19 protein-coding genes are annotated in these 20,405 nt (G+C 70.3%); 8 read left to right on the forward strand and 11 right to left on the reverse strand.

Going from position 1 to position 20,405, the window contains the following annotated elements; all coding sequences use genetic code 11:
* Positions 1-109: 109 nt before the first annotated feature.
* On the forward strand, positions 110-1,276 hold the full coding sequence (locus MBA17_RS00775) for a sensor histidine kinase (protein ID WP_238494238.1): 1,167 nt from the start codon (positions 110-112) through the stop codon (positions 1,274-1,276).
* Entirely contained in the window at positions 1,273-1,938 is a 666-nt protein-coding gene (locus MBA17_RS00780) for a response regulator (RefSeq protein ID WP_238494239.1), read from the forward strand. Before MBA17_RS00775 ends, MBA17_RS00780 begins: the two co-directional genes overlap by 4 nt.
* A gap of 6 nt (positions 1,939-1,944) precedes the next feature.
* On the opposite strand, the gene MBA17_RS00785 is transcribed toward MBA17_RS00780, so the two are convergent.
* From MBA17_RS00785 to MBA17_RS00825, 8 genes are all read right to left on the reverse strand, one after another.
* Complete coding sequence (locus MBA17_RS00785) at positions 1,945-3,267, reverse strand: pectate lyase family protein (protein ID WP_238494240.1); 1,323 nt, start codon at positions 3,265-3,267, stop codon at positions 1,945-1,947.
* 83 nt (positions 3,268-3,350) lie between these two features.
* Positions 3,351-4,676 carry an ABC transporter substrate-binding protein gene (locus tag MBA17_RS00790; RefSeq protein WP_238494241.1) on the reverse strand — a complete coding sequence of 442 codons (1,326 nt, stop codon included), beginning with the start codon at positions 4,674-4,676 and terminating at the stop codon, positions 3,351-3,353.
* Positions 4,677-4,773: 97 nt separating this feature from the next.
* On the reverse strand, positions 4,774-6,732 hold the full coding sequence (locus tag MBA17_RS50170) for a DUF6807 family protein (RefSeq protein ID WP_455432664.1): 1,959 nt from the start codon (positions 6,730-6,732) through the stop codon (positions 4,774-4,776).
* Entirely contained in the window at positions 6,729-7,817 is a 1,089-nt protein-coding gene (locus MBA17_RS00805; RefSeq protein WP_238494242.1) for a mandelate racemase/muconate lactonizing enzyme family protein, read from the reverse strand. The genes MBA17_RS50170 and MBA17_RS00805 overlap by 4 nt, the downstream gene beginning before the upstream one ends.
* Positions 7,817-8,698 carry a 5-dehydro-4-deoxyglucarate dehydratase gene (locus MBA17_RS00810; RefSeq protein WP_238494243.1) on the reverse strand — a complete coding sequence of 294 codons (882 nt, stop codon included), beginning with the start codon at positions 8,696-8,698 and terminating at the stop codon, positions 7,817-7,819. Before MBA17_RS00810 ends, MBA17_RS00805 begins: the two co-directional genes overlap by 1 nt.
* Entirely contained in the window at positions 8,699-9,604 is a 906-nt protein-coding gene (locus MBA17_RS00815; protein ID WP_238494244.1) for an NAD-dependent epimerase/dehydratase family protein, read from the reverse strand.
* Positions 9,601-10,485 carry a carbohydrate ABC transporter permease gene (locus tag MBA17_RS00820; protein ID WP_238494245.1) on the reverse strand — a complete coding sequence of 295 codons (885 nt, stop codon included), beginning with the start codon at positions 10,483-10,485 and terminating at the stop codon, positions 9,601-9,603. Before MBA17_RS00820 ends, MBA17_RS00815 begins: the two co-directional genes overlap by 4 nt.
* Positions 10,485-11,303: a carbohydrate ABC transporter permease gene (locus MBA17_RS00825; protein WP_238494246.1), complete on the reverse strand. Its 819-nt coding sequence runs from the start codon at positions 11,301-11,303 to the stop codon at positions 10,485-10,487. Before MBA17_RS00825 ends, MBA17_RS00820 begins: the two co-directional genes overlap by 1 nt.
* 346 nt (positions 11,304-11,649) lie before the next feature.
* Between MBA17_RS00825 and MBA17_RS00830 the strand changes: the two genes are divergently transcribed.
* Together MBA17_RS00830 and MBA17_RS00835 are read left to right on the forward strand one after the other, a co-directional pair.
* The gene (locus MBA17_RS00830) at positions 11,650-12,633 is read left to right on the forward strand and encodes a LacI family DNA-binding transcriptional regulator (RefSeq protein ID WP_238494247.1); all 984 of its coding nucleotides are present in this window, start codon (positions 11,650-11,652) and stop codon (positions 12,631-12,633) included.
* A gap of 4 nt (positions 12,634-12,637) precedes the next feature.
* Positions 12,638-13,663, forward strand: coding sequence for an aldose epimerase family protein (locus tag MBA17_RS00835; RefSeq protein ID WP_238494248.1), 1,026 nt, complete (start codon positions 12,638-12,640; stop codon positions 13,661-13,663).
* Between the two features lie 170 nt (positions 13,664-13,833).
* Here MBA17_RS00835 and MBA17_RS00840 read toward each other — a convergent pair whose 3' ends face one another.
* On the reverse strand, positions 13,834-15,120 hold the full coding sequence (locus tag MBA17_RS00840; RefSeq protein ID WP_238494249.1) for a tetratricopeptide repeat protein: 1,287 nt from the start codon (positions 15,118-15,120) through the stop codon (positions 13,834-13,836).
* 158 nt (positions 15,121-15,278) lie between these two features.
* Between MBA17_RS00840 and kduI the strand changes: the two genes are divergently transcribed.
* Genes kduI through MBA17_RS50175 form a run of 3 tightly spaced genes read left to right on the forward strand, consistent with a single transcriptional unit; the run spans position 15,279 to position 17,606 of the window.
* Positions 15,279-16,082: a 5-dehydro-4-deoxy-D-glucuronate isomerase gene (gene kduI / locus MBA17_RS00845; protein ID WP_238494250.1), complete on the forward strand. Its 804-nt coding sequence runs from the start codon at positions 15,279-15,281 to the stop codon at positions 16,080-16,082.
* On the forward strand, positions 16,082-16,828 hold the full coding sequence (kduD, locus tag MBA17_RS00850) for a 2-dehydro-3-deoxy-D-gluconate 5-dehydrogenase KduD (protein ID WP_238494251.1): 747 nt from the start codon (positions 16,082-16,084) through the stop codon (positions 16,826-16,828). Before kduI ends, kduD begins: the two co-directional genes overlap by 1 nt.
* 13 nt (positions 16,829-16,841) lie before the next feature.
* Positions 16,842-17,606, forward strand: a complete 765-nt coding sequence (locus tag MBA17_RS50175) for an IclR family transcriptional regulator (protein WP_238494252.1) — start codon at positions 16,842-16,844, stop codon at positions 17,604-17,606.
* 34 nt (positions 17,607-17,640) lie between these two features.
* Here the strand turns inward: MBA17_RS50175 and MBA17_RS00860 are convergent, their stop codons facing one another.
* Positions 17,641-18,558 (reverse strand): sugar kinase, encoded by a 918-nt coding sequence (locus tag MBA17_RS00860; protein WP_238494253.1) that lies wholly within the window; start codon positions 18,556-18,558, stop codon positions 17,641-17,643.
* Positions 18,559-18,625: 67 nt separating this feature from the next.
* Between MBA17_RS00860 and MBA17_RS00865 the strand changes: the two genes are divergently transcribed.
* Positions 18,626-18,811, forward strand: a complete 186-nt coding sequence (locus MBA17_RS00865; protein ID WP_238494254.1) for a tautomerase family protein — start codon at positions 18,626-18,628, stop codon at positions 18,809-18,811.
* Positions 18,812-18,875: 64 nt separating this feature from the next.
* Here MBA17_RS00865 and MBA17_RS00870 read toward each other — a convergent pair whose 3' ends face one another.
* Positions 18,876-20,366, reverse strand: coding sequence for a sodium:solute symporter family protein (locus MBA17_RS00870; protein WP_238494255.1), 1,491 nt, complete (start codon positions 20,364-20,366; stop codon positions 18,876-18,878).
* Positions 20,367-20,405 lie beyond the last annotated feature (39 nt).

The raw sequence follows: 20,405 nt of genomic DNA on the forward strand, positions 1-20,405 counted from the left end.
CTCCGCCCGCACGGCGATGGATCCGGCCGATCAACCCTCCCCGTCGGACCTGGGGATGACGTCCCGGGGTCGGAGGCGGGATCCGGCCAGGCCGGATACGGTACGGAGAATGCACCAACCGGATTCGCGGCCCCCTTTCGCCCGGCGGCTGCGCCGGGGCGAGCTGATCGCGTTCGACTGCCTGGCCGCCCTGGCGTTCGTCACGGTGCTGTCCGCGCTGCCGTTGCTGCCCGCGCCGCCGGTGTCCTCCGTGCCCGGATGGGCCCAGACACTGGTGACGGCCGGGATGGCGATCCCGCTCGCCGTGCGGAGGCTCTGGCCGCGCCCGGTGTGCTGCGTCGTGCTGGCGTTCTCGGTGGCGGCTTTCCTCCTCGGCGTGATGAGCAACCCGTTCGTCGCCGCCGCCTTCGCGCTGTACACCGTGGCGCTCACCGAGCCCCGGCGGTCCTGGGAGCCCACGTCCGCGATCGCTGTGGTCAGCGCGCTCGGCGTGTTCCTGCTGACCGTGGCGGGCATGCCCGTCGGCCTGGTCAACGGAAACGTCCCGCAGATCCTGTTCGGGCTGGCGATCATGGGCGGCACCTGGACGGTCGGCCGGGCCGTACGGGAGCGCAGGGCGCACGCCGGGCGGGAGGCGGAGCGGGCCGTCACCGAGGAGCGCCTGCGGATCGCCCGTGAGCTGCACGACGTGGTGGCGCACAGCATGAGCCTGATCGCGGTCAAGGCGGGCATCGCCAACCACGTCGCCGAGGCCAGGCCGGAGGAGGCGCGGGACGCGCTGCGCGTCATCGAGACCACCAGCCGGGCGGCGCTGACCGAGATGCGCCACATGCTGGGCGTGCTGCGCTCCGAGAACGACCCCGGCGGCGGCCTCGACCTGGGCCCGGCTCCCGGGCTCAGCGGCCTGCCCGAGCTGGCCGAGCGCGCGGCGATGGCGGGGGTCCGGGTCGAGACACAGGTCAGGGGCGCGGAGCGGCTACCGGAGGGCGTCGGGTTGTCGGCCTACCGGATCGTGCAGGAGTCGATCACCAACGTGGTCAAGCACGCCGCGCCCGCGAACTGCCGGGTCGTGGTGGAGGTGGCGGGGGAACAGGTGCGCATCCAGGTGAGCGACGACGGCCCCGGCCACCGGGTCCTCCCCGGGGCGACCGGCGGGCACGGCCTGATCGGGATGCGCGAACGCGTCACGATGTACGGCGGAGCCTTCGCGGCGGGACCGCTGCCGCACGGCGGTTTCCAGGTCAGGGCGTCGCTGCCGATGAAGGGGGTCTCGTGAGCGTCCGGGTGCTCGTGGCCGACGATCAGGCGCTGGTACGGGGCAGCTTCCGGATCCTGGTGGAGACCGCCCCCGGACTGAGCGTGGTGGGCGAGGCGGGCACCGGGGCCGAGGCCGTGGAGCTGGCCAGGCGGATGAGCCCCGACGTGGTGCTGATGGACGTCCGGATGCCCGACATGGACGGCATCCAGGCCACCAGGGTGATCTGCGGCTCGCCGGAGACCGAGGGCGTGCGGGTGCTCATGCTGACCACCTTCGACCTCGACGCCTACGTGTACTCCGCGCTGCGCGCCGGGGCCAGCGGTTTCCTGCTCAAGGACACCCCGCCCGCCGACCTGCTGGCCGCGATCAGGGTCATCGCCTTGGGGGAGGGGCTGCTCGCCCCCAGCGTGACACGGCGGCTCATCGCCGAGTTCAGTCGCAGGCCCGAGCCGGGACAGCAGGTCGCCAGGCAGCTGGACGGGGTGACCGAGCGGGAACGTGAGGTGCTCCTGCTCATCGCGCGCGGCCTGTCCAACACCGAGATCGCCGAACATCTGCACCTCAGCTCCGGCACCGTCAAGACGCACATCGGCCGGCTGCTGGCCAAGCTGCGGGCGCGCGACCGCGCCCAGCTCGTCATCTCCGCCTATGAGTCCGGGCTGGTCACGGCCGCGCGCTGAGCACCGCTAACGCACTTCGCCCACTCCCGCGTGCTGCGAGACGGACAGCCGCACCGAGGCGGCGGGGTCGATCCCGGTGTGCAGCGCCGGGGTCCAGCCCGCGTCGGGGGAGAGGTCGGGGTCCTCGGCGGCGTTGTAGACGGCGACCAGGTCGATCGGCTTGACCGTGCCGCCGACGCGCAGCACGTCATTCCTGGTGGTGATCGCCGTGCCGCCCCAGTCGTAGAGCAGCTTGGCGGGGTCGACGGCGCGGCTCAGGCGGTAGAAGTTGCTCTCGGAGAAGATCTGCGATCCCACGCCGACGCCGAGCGCGTAGACGAAGCTCGCCGCGTCGGGCACCTCGTAGTAGTTGTTGTAGACGTGCACCTTGCCGAACCGCACCCGGGGCAGGCGCTGCAACGCGTTCTCGAAGTGGTTGTGGTGCACGGTGACGTTCAGCTTGCCCGTGTCGGTGGCCGGGTTGTTGGTGGACCCGATCAGCATGGTCTTGTCATGCCCGGTGAACCTGTTCCAGGACGCGGTGACGAGGTCCGAGCCGCTGGTGATGTCCAGCTGCCCGTCGTGGACCTGGTACGGCCGGCCGAAGTGCACCGGCTGGGCCGAGTCCGGGTTGTCACCGTCGGTGAAGGTGTTGTGGTCGGCCCAGACGTGGGTGGAGCCGGTCACCGAGACGTTGTCGTAGAGGGAGTTCCAGTTGCCCTCGTCGCCGTCGGTCGGGTCCCACTGGGGGAAGCAGTCGGCGCTGTCCTCGAAGCGGATGTTCCTGATGATGACGTTGTCGACCTTGTCGACGTGCAGGTTCAGGCCCTTGAGCACGGCGTTCCGGCCGATCCCGACGATGGTGGTGCCGCCCGGGACCTTCAGTTTGATCTGGGCGGTCTGCCGGGCGGCGGACGCGGCCCTGGCGTCCTCCAGCGGGCCGGACGGCTCGGTGTCGCGCCCCCAGACCGCCGGGTCGTAGGCGGCGAGATAGGCGGCCAGGGTGTAGCCGTTCGCGGCGTAGTCGGCGCACTCCAGTTTCGCGCCGGCGGCGTCGGTGTTGCCGTCGATCGTGCCGCGCACCTGGATGATGCGCGGACCGGGCGCGGCGAAGGCCGCGACGAGTTGCGCGCGGGTGGACACGGTGTGCACGTTCGACGCCGGCGCGGCCGAGCCGCCGGTCGTGCCGGTGCCCGCCGAGGCCCAGCCGTCACCGGCCGGGAGCGTCTGGCGGGCCAGCGGCGGATGCGGCGGGTGCGCGGCGGCGGACGCGGATGGCGTGGCGACGGACAGTGTGGCAACCGACAGGGCCGCCGCCAGGCTCGCGGCCGCTCCCGTAGAGAGCTTCATTTTACTTCCTCCGCAGGTCAGGTGCGTGGGGGAAAGGAAGGAGGGCGCCCCGGCGGACAGGGCCGGGGCGCCCGGAACCGGGGTCAGCCGCCGTTGCGCTGCTTGTAGCCGGCCTGCGCCTCGGTCAGCTTCGCGGCCATCGTGTCCAGGAACTCCTTGGCCGTCATGTCGCCGAGCAGGACCTTCTGGAACAGCGGCTCGGTGTCGGTCTTGGTGATCGCGTTGAACTCGGGCAGATAGTAGGGAAGCTGCACGACCTTCGTGCTCGGGTCGTTGAGCACCTTGCTGGCCACCGTGAGGTGCTGCAGCTTGGTCAGCCAGGGCTCGTCGTTGACCTCGGTGTTGGCCGGGAGCACGCCGGTCTTCTCCGACCAGTAGCTGTTCATCGCCTTGGAGGCGGCGAACTCGGCGAACTTGTACGCGGCGTCCTTCTTCTCGCCGGCGGCGAAGACGCCGATGCCGGAGACCGGGTTGGACATGACCACCTGGGTGCCGTCGTCGGACTTCGGCACGGCCATCGCCGCCACCTTGTCCGCACCCAGAGCCTTGATGTGGTCGTTGAAGGACCCGAGGTTGTGCTGCATGACGGCGATGTTGCCGCCGTCGAACTGGGCGACCATCTTGACGTAGTCGTTGTTCACGTCGGCCTCGGGAGTCACCTTCTTGTACATCCCGGCCAGTTTCGTCAGGGCCTCCACGTTCTTCGGGTCGTTCACCGTGGACTTGCCGGTGGCGTCGAAGATCTCCGTCACGCCCGACTGGCCGTACACGATCTCCAGCATCTGCGCGATCGAGCCCGCGCCGCCGCGGATGGTGAAGCCGTAGCGGTTCTCGCCCGCCTTGGTGAGCTTCTCGGCGGCGGTGAAGAACTCGCTCCAGTTCGCCGGGGCCTCCAGCCCCGCCTCCTTGAACCAGTCCGTCCGGTACCAGAAGACGCCCATGTTCGTGGACATCGGCATCATGTAGGTCTTGCCGTCCGGCACGGTCGCCTTGACCGAATCGCCGACCTGGGTGTTCAGTTTGCCGTTCAGCGGGCCGGCGGTGATCTTGTCGTCCAGTGGGTCGAGCGCCTTCTGCGCGACCAGGTTGGCGAGCATCGCGGTGGAGACGCCGCCCACGTCGGGCACTCCGCCGCCGGCGATCGCGGTGTCGTACTTCTGCTGGGCCTGTGCGATCGGAATGCCGACGTACTTGACCTTGATCTTCGGATTCGCCTTCTGGAACTCCGTGATGATGTGCTGCCACACCGGAGTGCGCGCGGGGCCGCCGTTGTCGTCCCAGAACGTGATCTCCGTGGTGCCGTCGGCCGCGGGCCCGGAGTCGGAGCCGCACCCGGTCAGGACCAGGGAGCCTCCCACCACGAGAGCGGACGCGATCGTCAGCAGGCGCCTTGATGGGCGTCCAAGCATTGCCCTCCACCTTTCCTTTGTTGGCCCCCGAATGTGTTCATCAGCGGCGAGACCCGCCGGAACCCGGCAGGCCTCGCCGGGTTCCGGCGGGATCCGCTCACGACAGCGCCTCCGCGGCGAGCCCGGCGGCTCGCGCACGGGTCAGCCTGCCGTCCGCGATCACCGTCACGATGCGCCTGGCCAGGGTGTCCTCGACGACCAGCGCCCGTTCCCAGGCCAGCGCGACCCCCACTCCCGGGTAGTCGGAGATCCGCACGAACCACGGCTCGGGCGTCTCCTCGGCCTGGACGAAGACCAGGCTCCAGGCCGCCTCGCCGTCGTCGCGGGGAGTGGCGGCGGTCAGGGCGAGCCAGGGATCCGTGACGCCGTGCGTGCCGGCCTCGCCCTGCGCGGTGGCGGTGAAGACGTCGCGGCCGGTGGCGCACCCGGGGGCTCGCCAGAAGAAGCCGCCGTAGCCCGCGCCGGGACGACCCTTGACGGCCGAACTGCTGATCTTCAGCGGCCGTCCGGTCGTGTTGGTCAGCGTGAAGGCGAAGTCGAGGGCCCAGCAGCCGGGGAGCGGCCTGGCGGACACCGTTCGCTCCTCCCGCATGATCACCGTGCCGTCGGGCCCGGCCCAGGAGAGGGTCTCGGTGAAGCCGCCGTCCCCGCGTGCGGTGAACCGCTCGTGCAACTGGGCCCCGTGGTCGTCGAGCCAGGCGGGCCCCCGTCCGGGCACGTAGGTCCTGCCGCCCCAGAAGTTCCGCCCGGACACGTCGGCGATCGCCACCCCCGCGCCCAGATGGTGGACATGGTCGGCCGGGCGGACCTCGGTGACCTCTGTGCCCGCCAGGGTGCGCACCGGGTGCAGGTGCGGCCGGGGCGAGAGCGTGACGGGCAGGTCGGGCCGCCACGCGTACCGCGCCACCGTACGGCCCGCCACCCGCAACGCCACTCCCGGCGTCGACCAGGGAACCCCCAGCTCGGAGAAGAGCGCGAGGCGCTCGGCGCTCGCCTCGGTCAGCGCGGCGATCCCCGGCAGCACCCGCCGCTCCACCAGGCCGGCCGCATCGTGGTCGATCTCCTGGAACTCGTCGGGAATGGGCAGCGGATCGGGGGCGCGGCGGATCTCGTCGAGCACCCCCATGAAGCCGGCGCTGCGGTGCAGGGGAACCAGCAGCTCGGCGCCGTCGCGGACGTGCGCGACGAGGTTCTCCAGGAGGTCGGTACGCGGATACCGGACCGGCGGGCCGTCGTCGAGGGTGACCTCGTCGAGGGTGTAGGTCAGGCGGATCCGGCCGGTCTCGCCGTGCACGAGGAGGTACGGCTCGTGGCGGCGGGGGGCGCACAGGGAGACGGCGAGGGTGACGACGGTGCCGTCGGTGAGGTGCAGCCTGACGGCGGAGGTGTCGTCGGCCTCGATCGGGTTGGCGTGGTAGAGCTCGATCTCGGTGGTGGCGACCGGGGCGTCGGTGAGGGCGAGCGCGGTGGCGACGGCGTGCGCGAACGGGTTGGTCAGCGCGCCGTCGACCACCTCGACCCCGTCGATCCTGCGGCGTCCCGACCAGGCGGCGCGGGTGTAGTAGGTGGCGGGCCGTTCCCAGGCGCCCGCGACGCCGATGCCGCGAACCGCGCCGATCGCCCCGTCGGCGATCATCTTGCGCACCGCGGGCACGGCCTGCGACCCCAGGCTCTGGAATCCCACCTGACAGGCGCGCCCGCTCCGGGCGGCGGCCATGGCGATCCGCTCGAAGTCGGCGAGGGTCGCCGCGGGCGGCTTCTCCAGAAGCAGATGGGAACCGGCCGCCAGGGCCTGCACGGCGAGGTCGGCGTGCGTCTGGATCGGGGTCACCACGATGGTGATCTCCGCGCCGGTCCGTTCGACCAGCTCACCCAGGTCGGCGGACTGCTCGGGCCGGCCGAGCCCGGCCAGCCGCTCGGGCGGGACCGGCCGGACGTCGCACACCCCGGCCAGCGTCACCGCTCCCGCGTCCTGCAACCGGCGCAGGTTCGTAAGATGCGCGCCACCGTGGCCGTGCGCGCCGGCCAGTACCACGCGGACGGGCGCGGCCATCATGCACCTTCTGGGTCGGGAGCGAAGAGAAGCCCGTGACCGGCGTGACCGCCCGCCTCAAGAACACCGTTCTTGATCGTGACCGGGTACGGCTCGGCGAGCAGGCCGAGGGCGGCGAAGGAGGCGTCCTCCACGTCCTCGACCATCGCGGGGAACGGCAGCGCGAGGGCGAGCTGCCCGGAGACGTCCGGCAGCAGGTGCGGGTAGACGGGCACCCCGAACGTCCTGGCCAGCTCGGTGACACGGAGGAACGGGGTGATCCCGCCCACCCGCACCACGTTCGGCTGCACGACGTCGCACGCCCCCGCCACCAGCAGGTCGCGGAACCCGTACGTCGTGTGGACGCTCTCGCCGAGCGCGATCGGCACGTCGACGGCCTGGCGCAGCCGTACGTGGGAGGTGATGTCGTCGGCGGGGAGAGGCTCCTCGACCCAGTGCAGGCCGTACGGCTGGAGGGCGGTGATCGCGGTGCGTGCCCGCAGCAGGTCCCAGCGCTGGTTGGCGTCGATCATCAGCAGCGTGTCGGGGCCGATCACCTCGCGGACCGCGGCTATCCGGGCCACGTCCTCGCGCAGGTCGTCCTTGCCCACCTTCACCTTGACCGCCTGGTAGCCGGCCTGTGCCCACCGCCCGGCCTGGGCGACCAGTTCCTCCAGCGAGTAGTGCAGGTTGACGCCGCTGCCGTAGACGGGGACGGTGTCGCGCCGCCTGCCGAGCGTGTCGGCGAGGCCCCGGCCGTCGCAGCGCAGGTCCCACAGGGCGAGGTCGATCGCGGCCAGCGCGATCGTCGGGATCCCCCCGGCGCCGGCCTCGCGCAGATGCCGCCACAACAGGTCCCACACCACCTCGGGGTGCGCGGGCAGGCCGAGCGCCGCGTCGCGGACCTCGGTCTCCAGCAGCGAGCGTACGGCTCCCGCGCCGATCTGCGGCGTCCACCCGAAACCGGTGCCCCGCCGCCCGTCGTCCAGCGTCACCTCGCAGATGATCACATGGTTGGCCGGCACGTCGGAGCCCCACGGCCGGGCCAGCGGCACGGTGCGCGACCACACCGTCACCTCGGCGATCCTGGCGTCTTCCCGGGGGCGCATCAGGCGGCTCCCACCAGTTCGAGGCCGGTCTTGACGATCCTCTCCAGCTCCGCCAGGTGCTCGGCGGTGGGCTCGGTGAGCGGCGGCCGGACCGTGCCCACGTCCAGGCCGCGCAGCCGTACACCCGCCTTGACCAGCGACACCGCGTAGCCGGGGACCTTGCCGCGGAGCCGTACCAGCGGTGCGTAGAACTCGGTGAGCAGCCGTTCGTCACCGTTCAGGTAGGCGACGGCGATCTCCGGCGCGAAGCAGAACACCGCGCTGGAGTAGAGCCGGATGCCCAGGCCCCGGTAGGCGGGCATGGTCAGCTCGGCGGTCGGCAGGCCGTTGAAGAAGGTGAACTCCTCGCCCGCCTCGGCGCGTACGGCGAGCACGATCTGCTGCATGCGGTCGATGTCGCCGAGACCGTCCTTGATCCCGATCACGCCGGGGACCGCGGCCAGCGCCACCGCCGTCTCCGGGTCGAGCACCAGCGGTCCGCGCTGGTAGACGATCACTGGCAGGCCGACGCCGGCGATCTCCCGCACATAGGCGATCAGGCCGCTCGCCGGGCCCTGCGCCAGGTAGGGCGGCATGAGCAGCAGCCCGTCCGCGCCGGCGTCCCTGGCGGCCCGCGCCTGGCTCAGCGCGGCGCCGAGCGGGCCGCCCGCCCCCGCGATCACCGGCACCGCGCCGCTCGTGGTCTCCACCGCGACCCGTACGGCCCGCGCGTGCTCCGCCTCCGACAGCGAGGGGAACTCGCCGGTGCCGCAGGCCACGAAGACGCCGCCCGGACCATGGGCGAGTCCTTGCCCGACATGCTCGGCCAGCACGTCACCGGCGAGCCCGCCGTTCGCGTCGAACGGGGTGACGGGGAAGAAAAGGACTCCGCTGAGCTGCATCTAGATTTCTCCTATCTCGGTTCGCCAGCTTCGCTTGGCCTGCCAGCCGAGGAGGCGCTCCGCCTTGGCGGACGAGAACGCCGGAGCGGTCCCGGTGAGTGCGGCGGCGTGGCCCGCCGTGGCGGGGATGATTCTGGGCAGGACCTCGGCGAGCGGCTCGCGGGCCAGCGCGTCGGCGGCGCCCGCGAAGAACACCTCGCCGTTGTCGAGCTCGGGCAGCCTGTTCAGCAGGGCGAGGACCAGGTCGGAGGCGTCCCGCGCGTCGAGGTAGTTGAACAGGGAGACGCCCGCGATCTTCGGGTCGTCGAGCCGTTCGCGCACGGTGTGGCCCGACTGGGTGGGGGCGCCCTCCCACTCCTCGGGGGCGATCACGAAGCAGGGCCGGACCGCGGCGAACCGGGTGCCGGTCGAGGCCCGCGCGAAGGTGGCCACCACCTGCTCGGCGACCAGCTTGGAGAGACTGTAGGCGTGCCACGGGGCCACCGGGTGCGACTCGTCGATCGGGAGCCGGGCCGGGGTCCAGCCGTGCGGCGCGCCGTACCCTATGACCGTGGGGCTGCTGGCCACCACGACGCGTTCCACGCCGGTCGCGGACGCGGCCTCGCACACGTTGAAGGCGAGCTGGGTGTTGACCCGGTAGGTGAGGGCGTCGGTCCGGCTGAACGGGGTGGCGATCGCGGCCAGATGGACCACGGCCGCCGGTCGGAACCTCGTCATCACCTGGTACGCCTCGCCCAGGTCCGTCAGGTCGGCGGGGAGGGTGGCGGCGCAGCAGGACGGGGTGCCGGGCGCGTTGTCGATGCCGATCAGCTCGTGGCCGGCCTCGGCGAGCGCCCAGACCAGGCTGCGGCCGAACCGGCCCGCGCTGCCGGTGACCAGGATCCGTGATCCCGCTTCCAGGTTCATCCCTTCACCGCCCCGGCGGACATGCCCTGCACGAGGTAGCGCTGGATGAAGGCGAAGACGAGGACGACGGGGACCGCGGCGACCACGCCGCCGGCGGCGAGCGCGCCGAAGTCGACGCTGAACTCGCCCAGGGTGTAGGCCAGCCCGACGGGCACGGTGAACTTCTCCTGGTCGCTGACGAACATCAGCGCGAACAGGAAGTTGTTCCAGCTGTGGATGAAGGCGAAGGAGCCCACCGCGACCAGCGCCGGCCGCAGCATCGGCAGTACGACCGTGAAGAAGGCGCGCAGCCGGGTGCAGCCGTCCACCCAGGCGGCCTCCTCCAGCTCCATCGGGATGTTCTTGATGAAACCGCTGATCAGGATGAGCGAGAGCGGGAGCTGGAAGACGGTCTCCGCGATCACCAGGCTCCACAGGGTGTTGACCAGCCCGAGTGTGCGGAAGATCTCGAACAGCGGGATCAGCATCATCGCGCCGGGGATGAACTGCGTGCACAGCATCGCGACCATGAACACGTTCCGGCCGCGGAACTTGTACCGCGCCAGGGCGTAGCCGCCGGCCAGGGCGACCACGGTGGTGCCCACGAGCGAGGCGACGCCGACCATCAGGCTGTTCTGGAAGAAGATCGCGAAGCCCAGGTCGGTCCAGACCGTCTCGAAGTTCTCGAAGGTGATCGGCCACGGCAGCAGCGAGCTGGATCCCCTGGGCCGGAAGGCGAAGACCAGCATCCAGTAGAAGGGGATCAGGGTGAACAGCAGGTACAGGCCCAGCGGGACGTAGATCTGCCAGCGGCTGACCTTGTCGGCCGTCCGCCGCTTGCCCGGCGGGATCCTGACCGGGGGCGGGAGACTGCTCCGGCGGGTGGTCGTCTGGGTCGTCATCAGCGGGCTCCGAACTTGCTCAACCGCAGGTAGGCGACGGAGAAGAAGGTAAGGATCACGAAGGCGGCGGTGGTGAGGGCCGACCCGTAGCCGAAGTCGTGCGACTGGGCGGCGGTCGTGGCCACGTAGAGCGGCAGTGTGGTCGTCTGGTGCGCCGGCCCGCCCCCGGTGAGGGTGTAGAGCAGGTCCACGTTGTTGAACTCCCACACCGCGCGCAGCAGCGTGGACAGGATGATCGCGTCCTTCAGGTGCGGCAGCGTGATGTGGACGAACCTGCGGATCCGGGTGGCTCCGTCGACCGAGGCCGCCTCGTAGAGATCTCCTGAGATGGTCTGCAGGTCGGCGAGGAGCAGGATGGCGAAGAACGGCACGCCGCGCCACAGCTCCGCCAGCACCGCGGCGGCGAACACCGTATCGGTGTTGGCCAGCGGCGACGCGCCGTAGTCCATCAGCCCCAGGTCGGCGAGATAGCGGGGCACCCCGGCCTGGGAGTTGTAGAGCAGCAGCCAGATGCCCGTGGTGAGCACTCCCGAGACCGCCCAGGGCGAGAAGACCATGGCGCGGGAGAAGGCCCTGCCGATGAAGCTCTCGTTGACGATCAGTGCGAGCGCCAGGCCGAGCAGGAGCTGCAGCACGACCTCGACCACGACCCACTTGACGCTGAACCCGAGGCTCTGCCAGAACAGCGGATCCTCGAAGAGCAGCCTGGTGAAGTTGTCGAGCCCGGCGAAGCCGTTCTCCCAGGGCTTGGTGACGTTGTAGTGCTGCAGGCTGTAGTAGATGACGCTGGCCATCGGATAGACCAGGAACCCGATCATCGCGATTACGGCGGGTGCGATGAGCAGGTAAGGCGCTCGTGACCGATGGCCAGGGCGGCGTCCGCGCCTTATCCGCGACGCCTGGGCGATTGCCATGGCCGGTGACTCCTTAGCAGACGGACGTTTCAGTGAGCTGCAACCGGTTGCAACGAAGATTGCAGTGGTGTGACCGGAACGTCAAGCCCCAGTTTGGTAAACGCTTCCCCGATTGCGACATTTAGTGAAATATCCGGAAAGATTGGTCATTTCGGGTGACACAGTCCCACCTGCGGATACAGGTGCTGGTTGACAGGTGTGCAACCGGTTGCATTAATGTGCATGCCAGAACCCCCTTGGAAGGAGATCGGTGGCCGCGACGATCCGGGATGTGGCACAGGCGTCGGGCGTACACGTCTCGACGGTGTCCCGCGCGTTCTCCGCACCGCACCTGGTCAACGCCGCCACCCGTAACCGGGTGCTGGCCGCCGCCGAGGATCTCGGCTACCGCCCCAACCGGGCGGCGCGCGCCCTCACCACCGGCCGCACCCACAACATCGGGCTGATCGTCGCCGACATCTCCAACCCGTTCTTCCCGCCGTTGATCAAGGCGGCGCAGGCCCACGCCAGGCGGCGCGACTACCACGTCTTCGTGGCCGACACCGACGAGGACCCGTTGGTGGAGGAGGAGCTCATCCAGACCCTCACCAAACAGGTCGACGGCGTGCTCCTGTGCAGTCCCCGGCTGAGCAACCGGGCCATCGAGCGACTGGGCGCCGACGTACCGTTCGTGGTGGTGAACCGCAAGGTCAGGGGCATGTCCACGGTGCTCATGGACGTCGGCCACGGCGCCCGCCTCGCGGTCGAGCACCTCGTCTCCCTCGGCCATCGCCGGGTCGCCCTCGTCGCCGGGCCGAGCGGCTCGTGGACCAGCGGGGAGATGCGCGACGCCGCCACCGCGACCGCCCGCGAGTCCGGGGTCGAACTGGTCATCCTCGGCCCCAACGCACCCACCGAGCTGGGCGGGCTCGCCGCCGCCGCCGACGTGCTCCAGGCAGGCGTCACCGGCGTCCTCGCCTACAACGACCTCGTCGCGATCGGCCTGATCGAGGGCCTCTACGAGCGCGGCGTGCGCGTGCCGTCCGACCTGAGCGTGATAGGTGTGGACGACATAGTGTCGGGCAGGCTGAACAGGCCGAAGCTGACGACGGTCGCCATGCCCACGTCCGCGGCCGGCCGTACCGCCGTCGACCTGCTCCTCGCGTCGGTGGGCGCGGGAGACGGCGCCACGCCCGCACTGGCGACCCTGGAGACCAACCTGGTGATCAGGGAATCCACGGCTCCACCGACGTGAGGCGATGATGAAGAGCGAAGACTTCGGCACCACTGCCGCCGGCGAGCGCGTCGAGCGCTTCCTGCTCGACAACGGCGGCGGGCTGCGGGTGCGCATCCTGACGTACGGCGCGGTCATCCAGTCGATCGAGGTGCCCGGCGCCTCGGGAGACGTGGCCGACGTGGTCCTCGGCTGCGAGACCATGCCCGACTACGAGACGCGCAGCCGTTACTTCGGCGCGGTGGTCGGGCGCTACGGCAACCGCATCGCCGGCGGCCGGTTCACCCTCGACGGCGTGACCTACGAGCTGGCGCGCAACCAGGGGACCAACAGCCTCCATGGCGGGCTGCGCGGCTTCGACAAGCGGGTCTGGACCGCCGAGCCGACCGGCGACGACGTCCTCACCCTCTCCTACGTCAGCCCCGACGGAGAGGAGGGCTACCCCGGCACCCTGCGCGCCTCGATCACCTACACCGTCACGCTGTCCGGTGAGCTGCGCCTCGACTACCGGGCGACGACCGACGCGCCGACCGTGCTCAACCTCACCAACCACTCCTACTTCAACCTGGCGGGAGCGGGCTCCGGCGACATCCTCGACCACGTCGTCACCCTCGACGCGGACCGCTACCTGCCCGTCGACGACTCCAAGATCCCCACCGGCGAGCTCGCGCCCGTGGCCGGCACGCCGTTCGATTTCACCCGGCCGCACCCGGCCGGCGAGCGCATCGGCGCGGACGACCCGCAGATCCGCATCGGCGACGGCTACGACCACTGCTGGGTCTTCAACCCCGGTGACGGGATCAAGGCCAGGGTCGTCCACCCGGGCTCCGGGCGCACGATGGAGGTGCTGACCACCGAACCGGGCGTCCAGTTCTACACCAGCAACTCCCTCGACCCCGCCGCCACGCCGTACGGCAGGCACGCGGCGCTCTGCCTGGAGACCCAGCACTTCCCCGACTCGCCCAACCAGCGCAGCTTCCCCTCGACGGTGTTGCGCCCCGGCGAGGAGTTCAGCTCCACCACGACCTACCGCTTCTCGGTCACGAGCTAGAGGGACCGTTTCAGAAGTGGATCACTCGGGTGATCCACTTCTGAGATCTCCTTGAGTGGGTCGTGGTGATCTGGCTGCCGCTCAGCGGCCGGCCGGAGCTCGCCGTCCGCTATGAGGCCACCGTTCAGATCGCCGGCATCAATGGCTGGCTGACCTGCTTTCAAAGGCCCCTAGCCGGGGAGTGCGGCGGCTTCGGCGCCGGCCGCCGCCGCCTCGTCGACGCGGTCGAGCTGCTGCAGGCAGGCGCTCAGGGTGATCAGGGCGTCGTGCAGGTCCTGCTCGGCTCGCCGGACCTCCTTCCGCGAGGACTTCAGCTCCTCGCGTCGCTGCTTGAGCAGGTACGCCTCGGAGTAGCGGTGATCGTCGTCCCAGCCGTCCTCCGCCTCCAGCTCCCGGTGCCGCTCCTGATGAGCGCGCGCCCTGTCGCGGTAGAGCTGTACGGCTTCCTCAACGGCGGTCAGCGCTGCTTCCGGCGCCTCCAGTGCGAGCAGGCGGACGCTGAGGCTGTGCCAGGCCCTTGCCTGGTTAGTGTCACGCTTACGGCGGCGCAACTTTCTCATCGCCTTGACGATGCACGCGTGCGCCTGTTCGGTCTGCCCGCTCCGGACGAGCCGTTCGCTGCACAGGTCCAGGGTCTGGAGGAACTGAACCGTCGAGTCGGCCTGTTGCCACCAAGCCGCCATGACCTCGGCGCTCACCTCGGCGGCTTCGGCGACGCGGCCGACCTTGTCCAGGCGGTCCGCATAGGCCGTCAACGCGTGGATGAGCTCGAACCTCGCCGATGTGGCCCCGGCGTGCTGTAGCCGCCCGCTGATCTCGGTCACCGCCTCGGCTGCGGACTCCACCGCCTCCTGGTCGCGGCCGAGCCTGGCGAGGAGCAGCGTCCGCCAGTAGCGCGCATCCGGGGCCTCTGCCCGCGCGGATCGGTTGGTTTCCGACAGCCGCAGGAGCTCCTCGACAACCTCGAGTGCTTCCTCATGCCGCTCGCACTCCATGAGGCTGCGGCGTAACGCGGCCAAGGCGTGGACGATCTGGTCACCGAACAGGCCAGGTTGGCCGGCGGACAACGTCTGATAGACCGCCAGTTCCTCCCGGCGAGCCAGGCAGGTGAGATCGTCCCATCCCAGCTCGGTCAGCCACTCGGCGAGTTGGTCCAGCGACTCGGGTAAGGCGGTCGGCCTGGGCCACGTATCCGGGGATCGCCCACGCATCTGCCTGACCTGCTCGAGCTCGTCCGCCGCCCACCGCACGGTCTTGTCCGGCCGGACCACACCCCCGTAACGGGCTGGATCCACTGGACGTTCGAGCATCGCAGGCTGAACCACTTCAGCGTCCAGCTCGTGCATCACCCGTATATACCACCTGCGCGTGGTCGGCGGGGTGGCGGGAACGGCCGGCTCTCGGTAGTCCACGGCGAAGGCCGGGCGCGTGGTCGCCCAGGACGGGCGGTACACCATGAATCCGCTCCATCAGCCGAAACCACCGCCATGGACGTAGATCGTGACGCCTCGACCGTCGAGCGCCTTCCGGCCACCACCCTGGCCTCCCACCTCCGACCCCTGTATCGTTCTATGTAGCAGCGCTATGTCCTATGTAATGAAACACAGGAGTCGGGATGCAGGTACGGCACGCGACGGCGCCCGATCAGGTCGCCGGGATGGACACCGAGGCGCTGCGGCGCAGATTCCTGGTGACGGAGATGTTCGCCCCCGGCGAGGTCAGACTCGCCTACTCGCACGAGGACCGCATCGTGGTGGGCGGCGCGGCGGGCTCGGTCCGGTTGCCCGACCCCGCAGGGCTCCGCGCCGAGCACTTCCTGGAGCGGCGGGAACTAGGCGTGGTCAACGTCGGCGGCCCCGGCACGGTCACCGTCGACGGCGTCGCGTACGACCTGGCTCCCAGGGAGTGCCTCTACGCCGGGCGCGGCTCACGCGAGGTGAGCTTCGACGGCGACGCGTTCTACCTGGTCTCCACCCCCGCCCACGCCACCTTCCCCACCGCGAAGGCCACCCTGGACGACGCGGAGCCCGTACGGCTGGGCGGCCAGGAGGGGTCCAACGACCGCACGATCTACAAGTACATCCACGCCAAGGGCATCCAGAGCTGCCAGCTCGTGCTCGGCGTCACCGTGCTCGAACCGGGCAGCATGTGGAACACCATGCCGTGCCACACCCACGAGCGCAGGACCGAGGTCTACTTCTACTTCGGCCTGCCGCCCGGCGACCGTGTGGTGCACCTCATGGGACGGCCCGAGGAGACCAGGAACCTCATCGTCGCCGACCGGCAGGCCGTGATCTCGCCCTGCTGGTCGGTGCACTGCGGATTCGGCACCCGCAACTACGCCTTCGTGTGGGCGATGGGCGGGGAGAACCAGGCGTACGACGACATGGAACCGGTCGCGATCGGCGAACTGCGCTGATGTTCTCGCTGACGGGAAGGACCGCGCTGGTCACCGGGGCGCGCACCGGCATCGGCCGGGCCGTCGCGCTCGGCCTGGCCGAGGCCGGGGCCGATCTCGTGCTGCACGGTCACCACGACGACCTCGACGAGGTCGAGGCCGAGGTGCGCAAGGCGGGCCGCAGGGCGGAACGCTGGGTCCTCGACCTGTCCGACCCCGGGGCGATCCCCGGGGCGGTGACCGCGCTGCTCGCCAAGCGGCCGATCGACATCCTGGTCAACAACGCGGGCATCATCCGCAGGGCGCCCGCGGTCGCCCACTCCTACGGCGACTTCCGCGAGGTCCTCGACGTCAACCTCGACGCGGTCTTCCTGCTCAGCCAGGCCATCGGCGCGCGGATGCTGGACCGGGGGGAGGGGAAGATCATCATGATCGCGTCGATGCTGTCCTTCCAGGGCGGGCTCAACGTCCCCGCCTACACCGCGGCCAAGCATGGGGTGGCCGGCCTGACCAAGGCCCTGGCCTGCGAGTGGGCGGCGGGCGGGGTGCAGGTGAACGCGATCGCGCCCGGCTACATCGCCACCGGCAACACCTCCTCGCTCCGCGCCGACCCCGAGCGGGAGCCCGCGATCAGGGCTCGGATCCCGGCCGGCCGCTGGGGCTGCCCCGAGGATCTGGCGGGCGCGGCGGTGTTCCTGGCCTCCCGCGCCTCCGACTACGTGAACGGCCACGTCCTCGCGGTAGACGGCGGCTGGCTCGCCCGTTAGTAGGCTCAGGATCGTGGTCAGGGAAGGCAGCTCAATCGACAAGGCGCTGGCGGTGCTCGAGGCGATCGCCGAGCACCACCGCGTGACCGACATCGCCGCGGTGACCGGCGTCTCCAAGTCCACCGTCCATCGCATCCTCCAGTCGCTCGTCGAGTGGGGTTTCGCGCGGAGTGACGGGGCCGGCGGGTACGAGCCGGGCCCGCGCATCCTCACGCTCGCGGGGCGGGTGATGACCCGTTTCGACCCGGCCCGGCAGGCGGCGGGCGCGCTCAGGTCACTCCACGAGCGCACCGGCTACACCACGCACTTCGCCATTCGCAGTGGTGACGAGGCGGTCTACATCGACAAGCTGGAGGGCCGCCGGCCGTACCAGATGCCGTCGCGGGTGGGGATGAGCCTGCGGTTGCACTCCACCGCCATCGGCAAGGCGATCCTCGCGCACCTCACCGAAGACGAGGTGCGCGCCATCGCGGCGCGGACCGGGCTGCCGAGGGTCACGCCCGGCACCCTGACCGGCCAGGCGGAACTGCTGGCGCACCTCGCCAAGATCCGCACGCTGGGCTACGCGATGGACGACGAGGAGAACATGCCCGGCATCCTGTGCGTCGGCGCGCCCGTCTTCGACCACACGGGGCAGGTGCTCGGTGGTATTTCCATCTCGGCGCTGGCCATGGACATGGATCGTGCCGATCTCGAACTCCTCGCCCCCGAGGTGATCACCGCCGCCCGCGAGGTCTCCGTCGCGCTGGGCGCCCCCCTTCCCGCGGCCCCCGTCTAGCCATTGCCCGGTGGTCCGGTGGGTCCGGTGGTTGTCAGCCGGCCAGGTGGCGTTCGATCTCGGCGCGGGTGGCCACCCGTCCGGTGCCGCCCTGGCCGGCGAGGCTGATGGAGGCGGCGGCCGTTCCGGCCCGGACGGCGGTCTCCAGGTCGGCGCCGCGGGCCAGCCAGGCGACCAGGGCGCCGGCGAAGTTGTCGCCGGCCCCCGTCTGGTCGACGATCCGGTCGGCGGCGACGGCCGGGATCGACACCGGCGTCTCGTCCGCCCGCGCGAGCAGCACGCCGTGCTCGCCCTGGGTCACGGCGACGGCGGCGGCGCCCAGGTCGAGGCAGGCGCGGACGGCGGCGTGCGGATCCGCGACGCCGAGCAGCGCGGTGCTGTCCCCGGGGGAGGAGATCTTGATCAGCGCGGCGTGCGGGGCGACGTCGCGCAGGACCGCCGCGGCCTCCTCCGGGGTGGTCAGCCGGGAGCGGAAGTTGGGGTCGTAGACGACCCGGCCCGAGGCGAGTTTCGCGGCGTGCCGTACGGCCTGGGCGCAGGACTCGGAGACGGCGGCGGCGATTCCGCTCAGCAGCACGACCTTCGCGGTGGCGACGGGGGAACGGTCCACGTCCTGCGGGGTGAGGCGGGAGGCGGCGCTGCCGTGCCTGAGGTAGGAGAAGGCGCGTTCGCCCGAGGGGTCCGCGCCGACGGCGTAGGCGCCGGTGTGGCCGTCGCCGGCGGTCATCCAGCGGGTGTCCACACCGTGCGCGGCGGCGAAACGGATCAGGCGCGCGCCGAACTCGTCGGCGCCGACGCGGGTCACCAGGGCGACCTCCGCTCCCTGCGCGGCCGCCGCGACGGAGGCGTTGAGCGCGTCACCGGAGAACGACAGACGGAAGGTGTCGGCCTCGGTCAGCGCCCGGTCGGCGGAGAACTCCACCAGCGGCTCGCCAAGCACCACGACGTCCACAGCAACTCCTTGTTTCATGTAGTGAAATATGATCTCATGACATGCAACACCCGAACTGGAGGACATTATGCCGAACATCACCGTGGAGCTGCTCTCCGGGCGCACCCTGGATCAGCGGAGGGAGTTCGTCGCCGCGGTCACGGACGCCGCCGTGGGCATCCTGAAGGCTCGTCCGGAGGCGGTGCGCATTGTCTTCAGTGAGATCGAGAAGTCGGATGTGGCCAACGCCGGCAAGCTGGAGTCGGACAAATAGCTATACATGCTGACATATAGCAGATAGGGGGCCGGGAAACCGGCCCCCTATCGCGTGTGTGCCGTCAGGCGCGCGCGTGCTCCTGCTCGGGGTCGTTGTCGAGAGTGTCCACCAGCGCGTCGCGCGCCGGCGTGCTCTCCGGCTTCAGCAGCCCGATCGCCACGTAGAGCACCAGCGAGGTGACCAGCGGGATCCCGACCACCATGGCCTGGTCGGCGGACTCCAGGATCCACTTGACGTAGACCCAGACGCTCAGTCCCGCCGCCCACGAGACGATCGCCGCCGTCGGGCCGCACCGCTTGAACCAGGGGAGCATGCCGAGCATCAGCGGGATCGAGATCGGCCCCATCGTCGCCGCCACCAGATCGACCACGATCTTCAGCACCACGCCCTGTCCCTCGGTCGAGATCGCGATCACCATGCTGATCAGCACGAAGGTGAACGTCGTGATCCGGGCGAACAGGAGCTGGGATCCGGAGGTCAGCTCGCGGACCCTGCGGACGATCAGCGGGGCGATGTCCCTGGTGATGACCGAGGAGATCACATTGGCGTCGGAGGCGACCATGGCCATCGTGTGCGAGAAGAACCCGGCGAGCACCAGGCCGACGATCCCCTGGGGGAGAAGCGTCTGCGCCAGCCGTACGTACGCGTCCTCCGCGTTGGCCAGGCCGGGCACGATCAGCGGCGCGGCGAACATCGGGATGAACAGGATCAGCGGCCAGACGAGCCACAGGGCGGACGACAGCAGCGCCGAGCGCTTGGCGTCCGACCCCGAGGGCGAGGCCATGTAGCGCTGGGCCAGGTTCCACATGCCGCCGTTGTACTCGAAGGTCTTGATGAAGAGCAGGGCCAGGAAGAACGTCGTGGTGTACGGCCCGGCGAACGGGTCACCGTGTCCTTCGGGCAGCTTGTCCCACATGGTCCACAGGGTCGAGACGCCGTCCAGGTGCGACATGACCGCGACGAACATGGCGACGCCGGCGATGCCCTGGATGACGAACTGCCCGAAGTCGGTCAGCACGTCGGCCCACAGGCCGCCCGCCGTGATGTAGACGAGCGTGACGGCGCCGGTGAGCAGGATGCCCCACTGGATGGGGATTCCGGCGAAGCCTCGCAGCAGCACCGCGATCGCCACCCACTTCGCGGCGATGTCGACGACCTTGAGCAGCGCGCCGCTGTAGGCGAGCACCTGCTGGGTGGGCAGGTTGTAGCGGCGGGCGAGGTACTCCAGCGGGGAGACGACGCCGAGCTTGGAGCGCATCCGGTTCCACCGGGCGGCCCAGACGAAGGCGCCGATGCCCACGCCGATGCCGATCGTCAGCGCCCACCAGACGTACATGGCCAGGCCGTAGTTGTAGGCGACCGCGGCGAAGGCCACGAACATCACCGCGCTGTAACCCGACATGTGGTGGGAGATCCCGGAGAGCCACCACGGGATCCTCCCTCCCGCGGTGAAGAAGTCGACGACGGTCTTGATCCGTTTCTTCGACCAGACGCCGATACCGATCATCACCAGGAAGTACGCGCCGAGAACGGACCAGTCGAGTGCGGCCATCAGGACTCCTCCTTCACGCAATCACTGGTCAGGAGGTTC

It is taken from the genome of Dolomitihabitans soli, from assembly GCF_022213955.1.
Classification (GTDB): domain Bacteria; phylum Actinomycetota; class Actinomycetes; order Streptosporangiales; family Streptosporangiaceae; genus Streptosporangium_A; species Streptosporangium_A soli.

Excerpts from the sequence above, each read along its gene's own strand:
- MBA17_RS00865 (WP_238494254.1), top strand. The coding sequence starts at position 18,626 with ATGCCGAACATCACCGTGGAGCTGCTCTCCGGGCGCACCCTGGATCAG.
- MBA17_RS00825 (WP_238494246.1), bottom strand. The coding sequence starts at position 11,303 with ATGATCGGGTTCCTGGTCTATCCGATGGCCAGCGTCATCTACTACAGC.
- MBA17_RS00805 (WP_238494242.1), bottom strand. The coding sequence starts at position 7,817 with ATGCGCCCCCGGGAAGACGCCAGGATCGCCGAGGTGACGGTGTGGTCG.
- MBA17_RS00820 (WP_238494245.1), bottom strand. The coding sequence starts at position 10,485 with ATGACGACCCAGACGACCACCCGCCGGAGCAGTCTCCCGCCCCCGGTC.
- MBA17_RS00790 (WP_238494241.1), bottom strand. The coding sequence starts at position 4,676 with ATGCTTGGACGCCCATCAAGGCGCCTGCTGACGATCGCGTCCGCTCTC.
- MBA17_RS00840 (WP_238494249.1), bottom strand. The coding sequence starts at position 15,120 with ATGGTGTACCGCCCGTCCTGGGCGACCACGCGCCCGGCCTTCGCCGTG.
- kduI (WP_238494250.1), top strand. The coding sequence starts at position 15,279 with ATGCAGGTACGGCACGCGACGGCGCCCGATCAGGTCGCCGGGATGGAC.
- MBA17_RS00775 (WP_238494238.1), top strand. The coding sequence starts at position 110 with ATGCACCAACCGGATTCGCGGCCCCCTTTCGCCCGGCGGCTGCGCCGG.
- MBA17_RS00815 (WP_238494244.1), bottom strand. The coding sequence starts at position 9,604 with ATGAACCTGGAAGCGGGATCACGGATCCTGGTCACCGGCAGCGCGGGC.
- MBA17_RS00785 (WP_238494240.1), bottom strand. The coding sequence starts at position 3,267 with ATGAAGCTCTCTACGGGAGCGGCCGCGAGCCTGGCGGCGGCCCTGTCG.
- MBA17_RS00835 (WP_238494248.1), top strand. The coding sequence starts at position 12,638 with ATGATGAAGAGCGAAGACTTCGGCACCACTGCCGCCGGCGAGCGCGTC.
- MBA17_RS00870 (WP_238494255.1), bottom strand. The coding sequence starts at position 20,366 with ATGGCCGCACTCGACTGGTCCGTTCTCGGCGCGTACTTCCTGGTGATG.
- MBA17_RS50170 (WP_455432664.1), bottom strand. The coding sequence starts at position 6,732 with ATGATGGCCGCGCCCGTCCGCGTGGTACTGGCCGGCGCGCACGGCCAC.
- kduD (WP_238494251.1), top strand. The coding sequence starts at position 16,082 with ATGTTCTCGCTGACGGGAAGGACCGCGCTGGTCACCGGGGCGCGCACC.
- MBA17_RS00810 (WP_238494243.1), bottom strand. The coding sequence starts at position 8,698 with ATGCAGCTCAGCGGAGTCCTTTTCTTCCCCGTCACCCCGTTCGACGCG.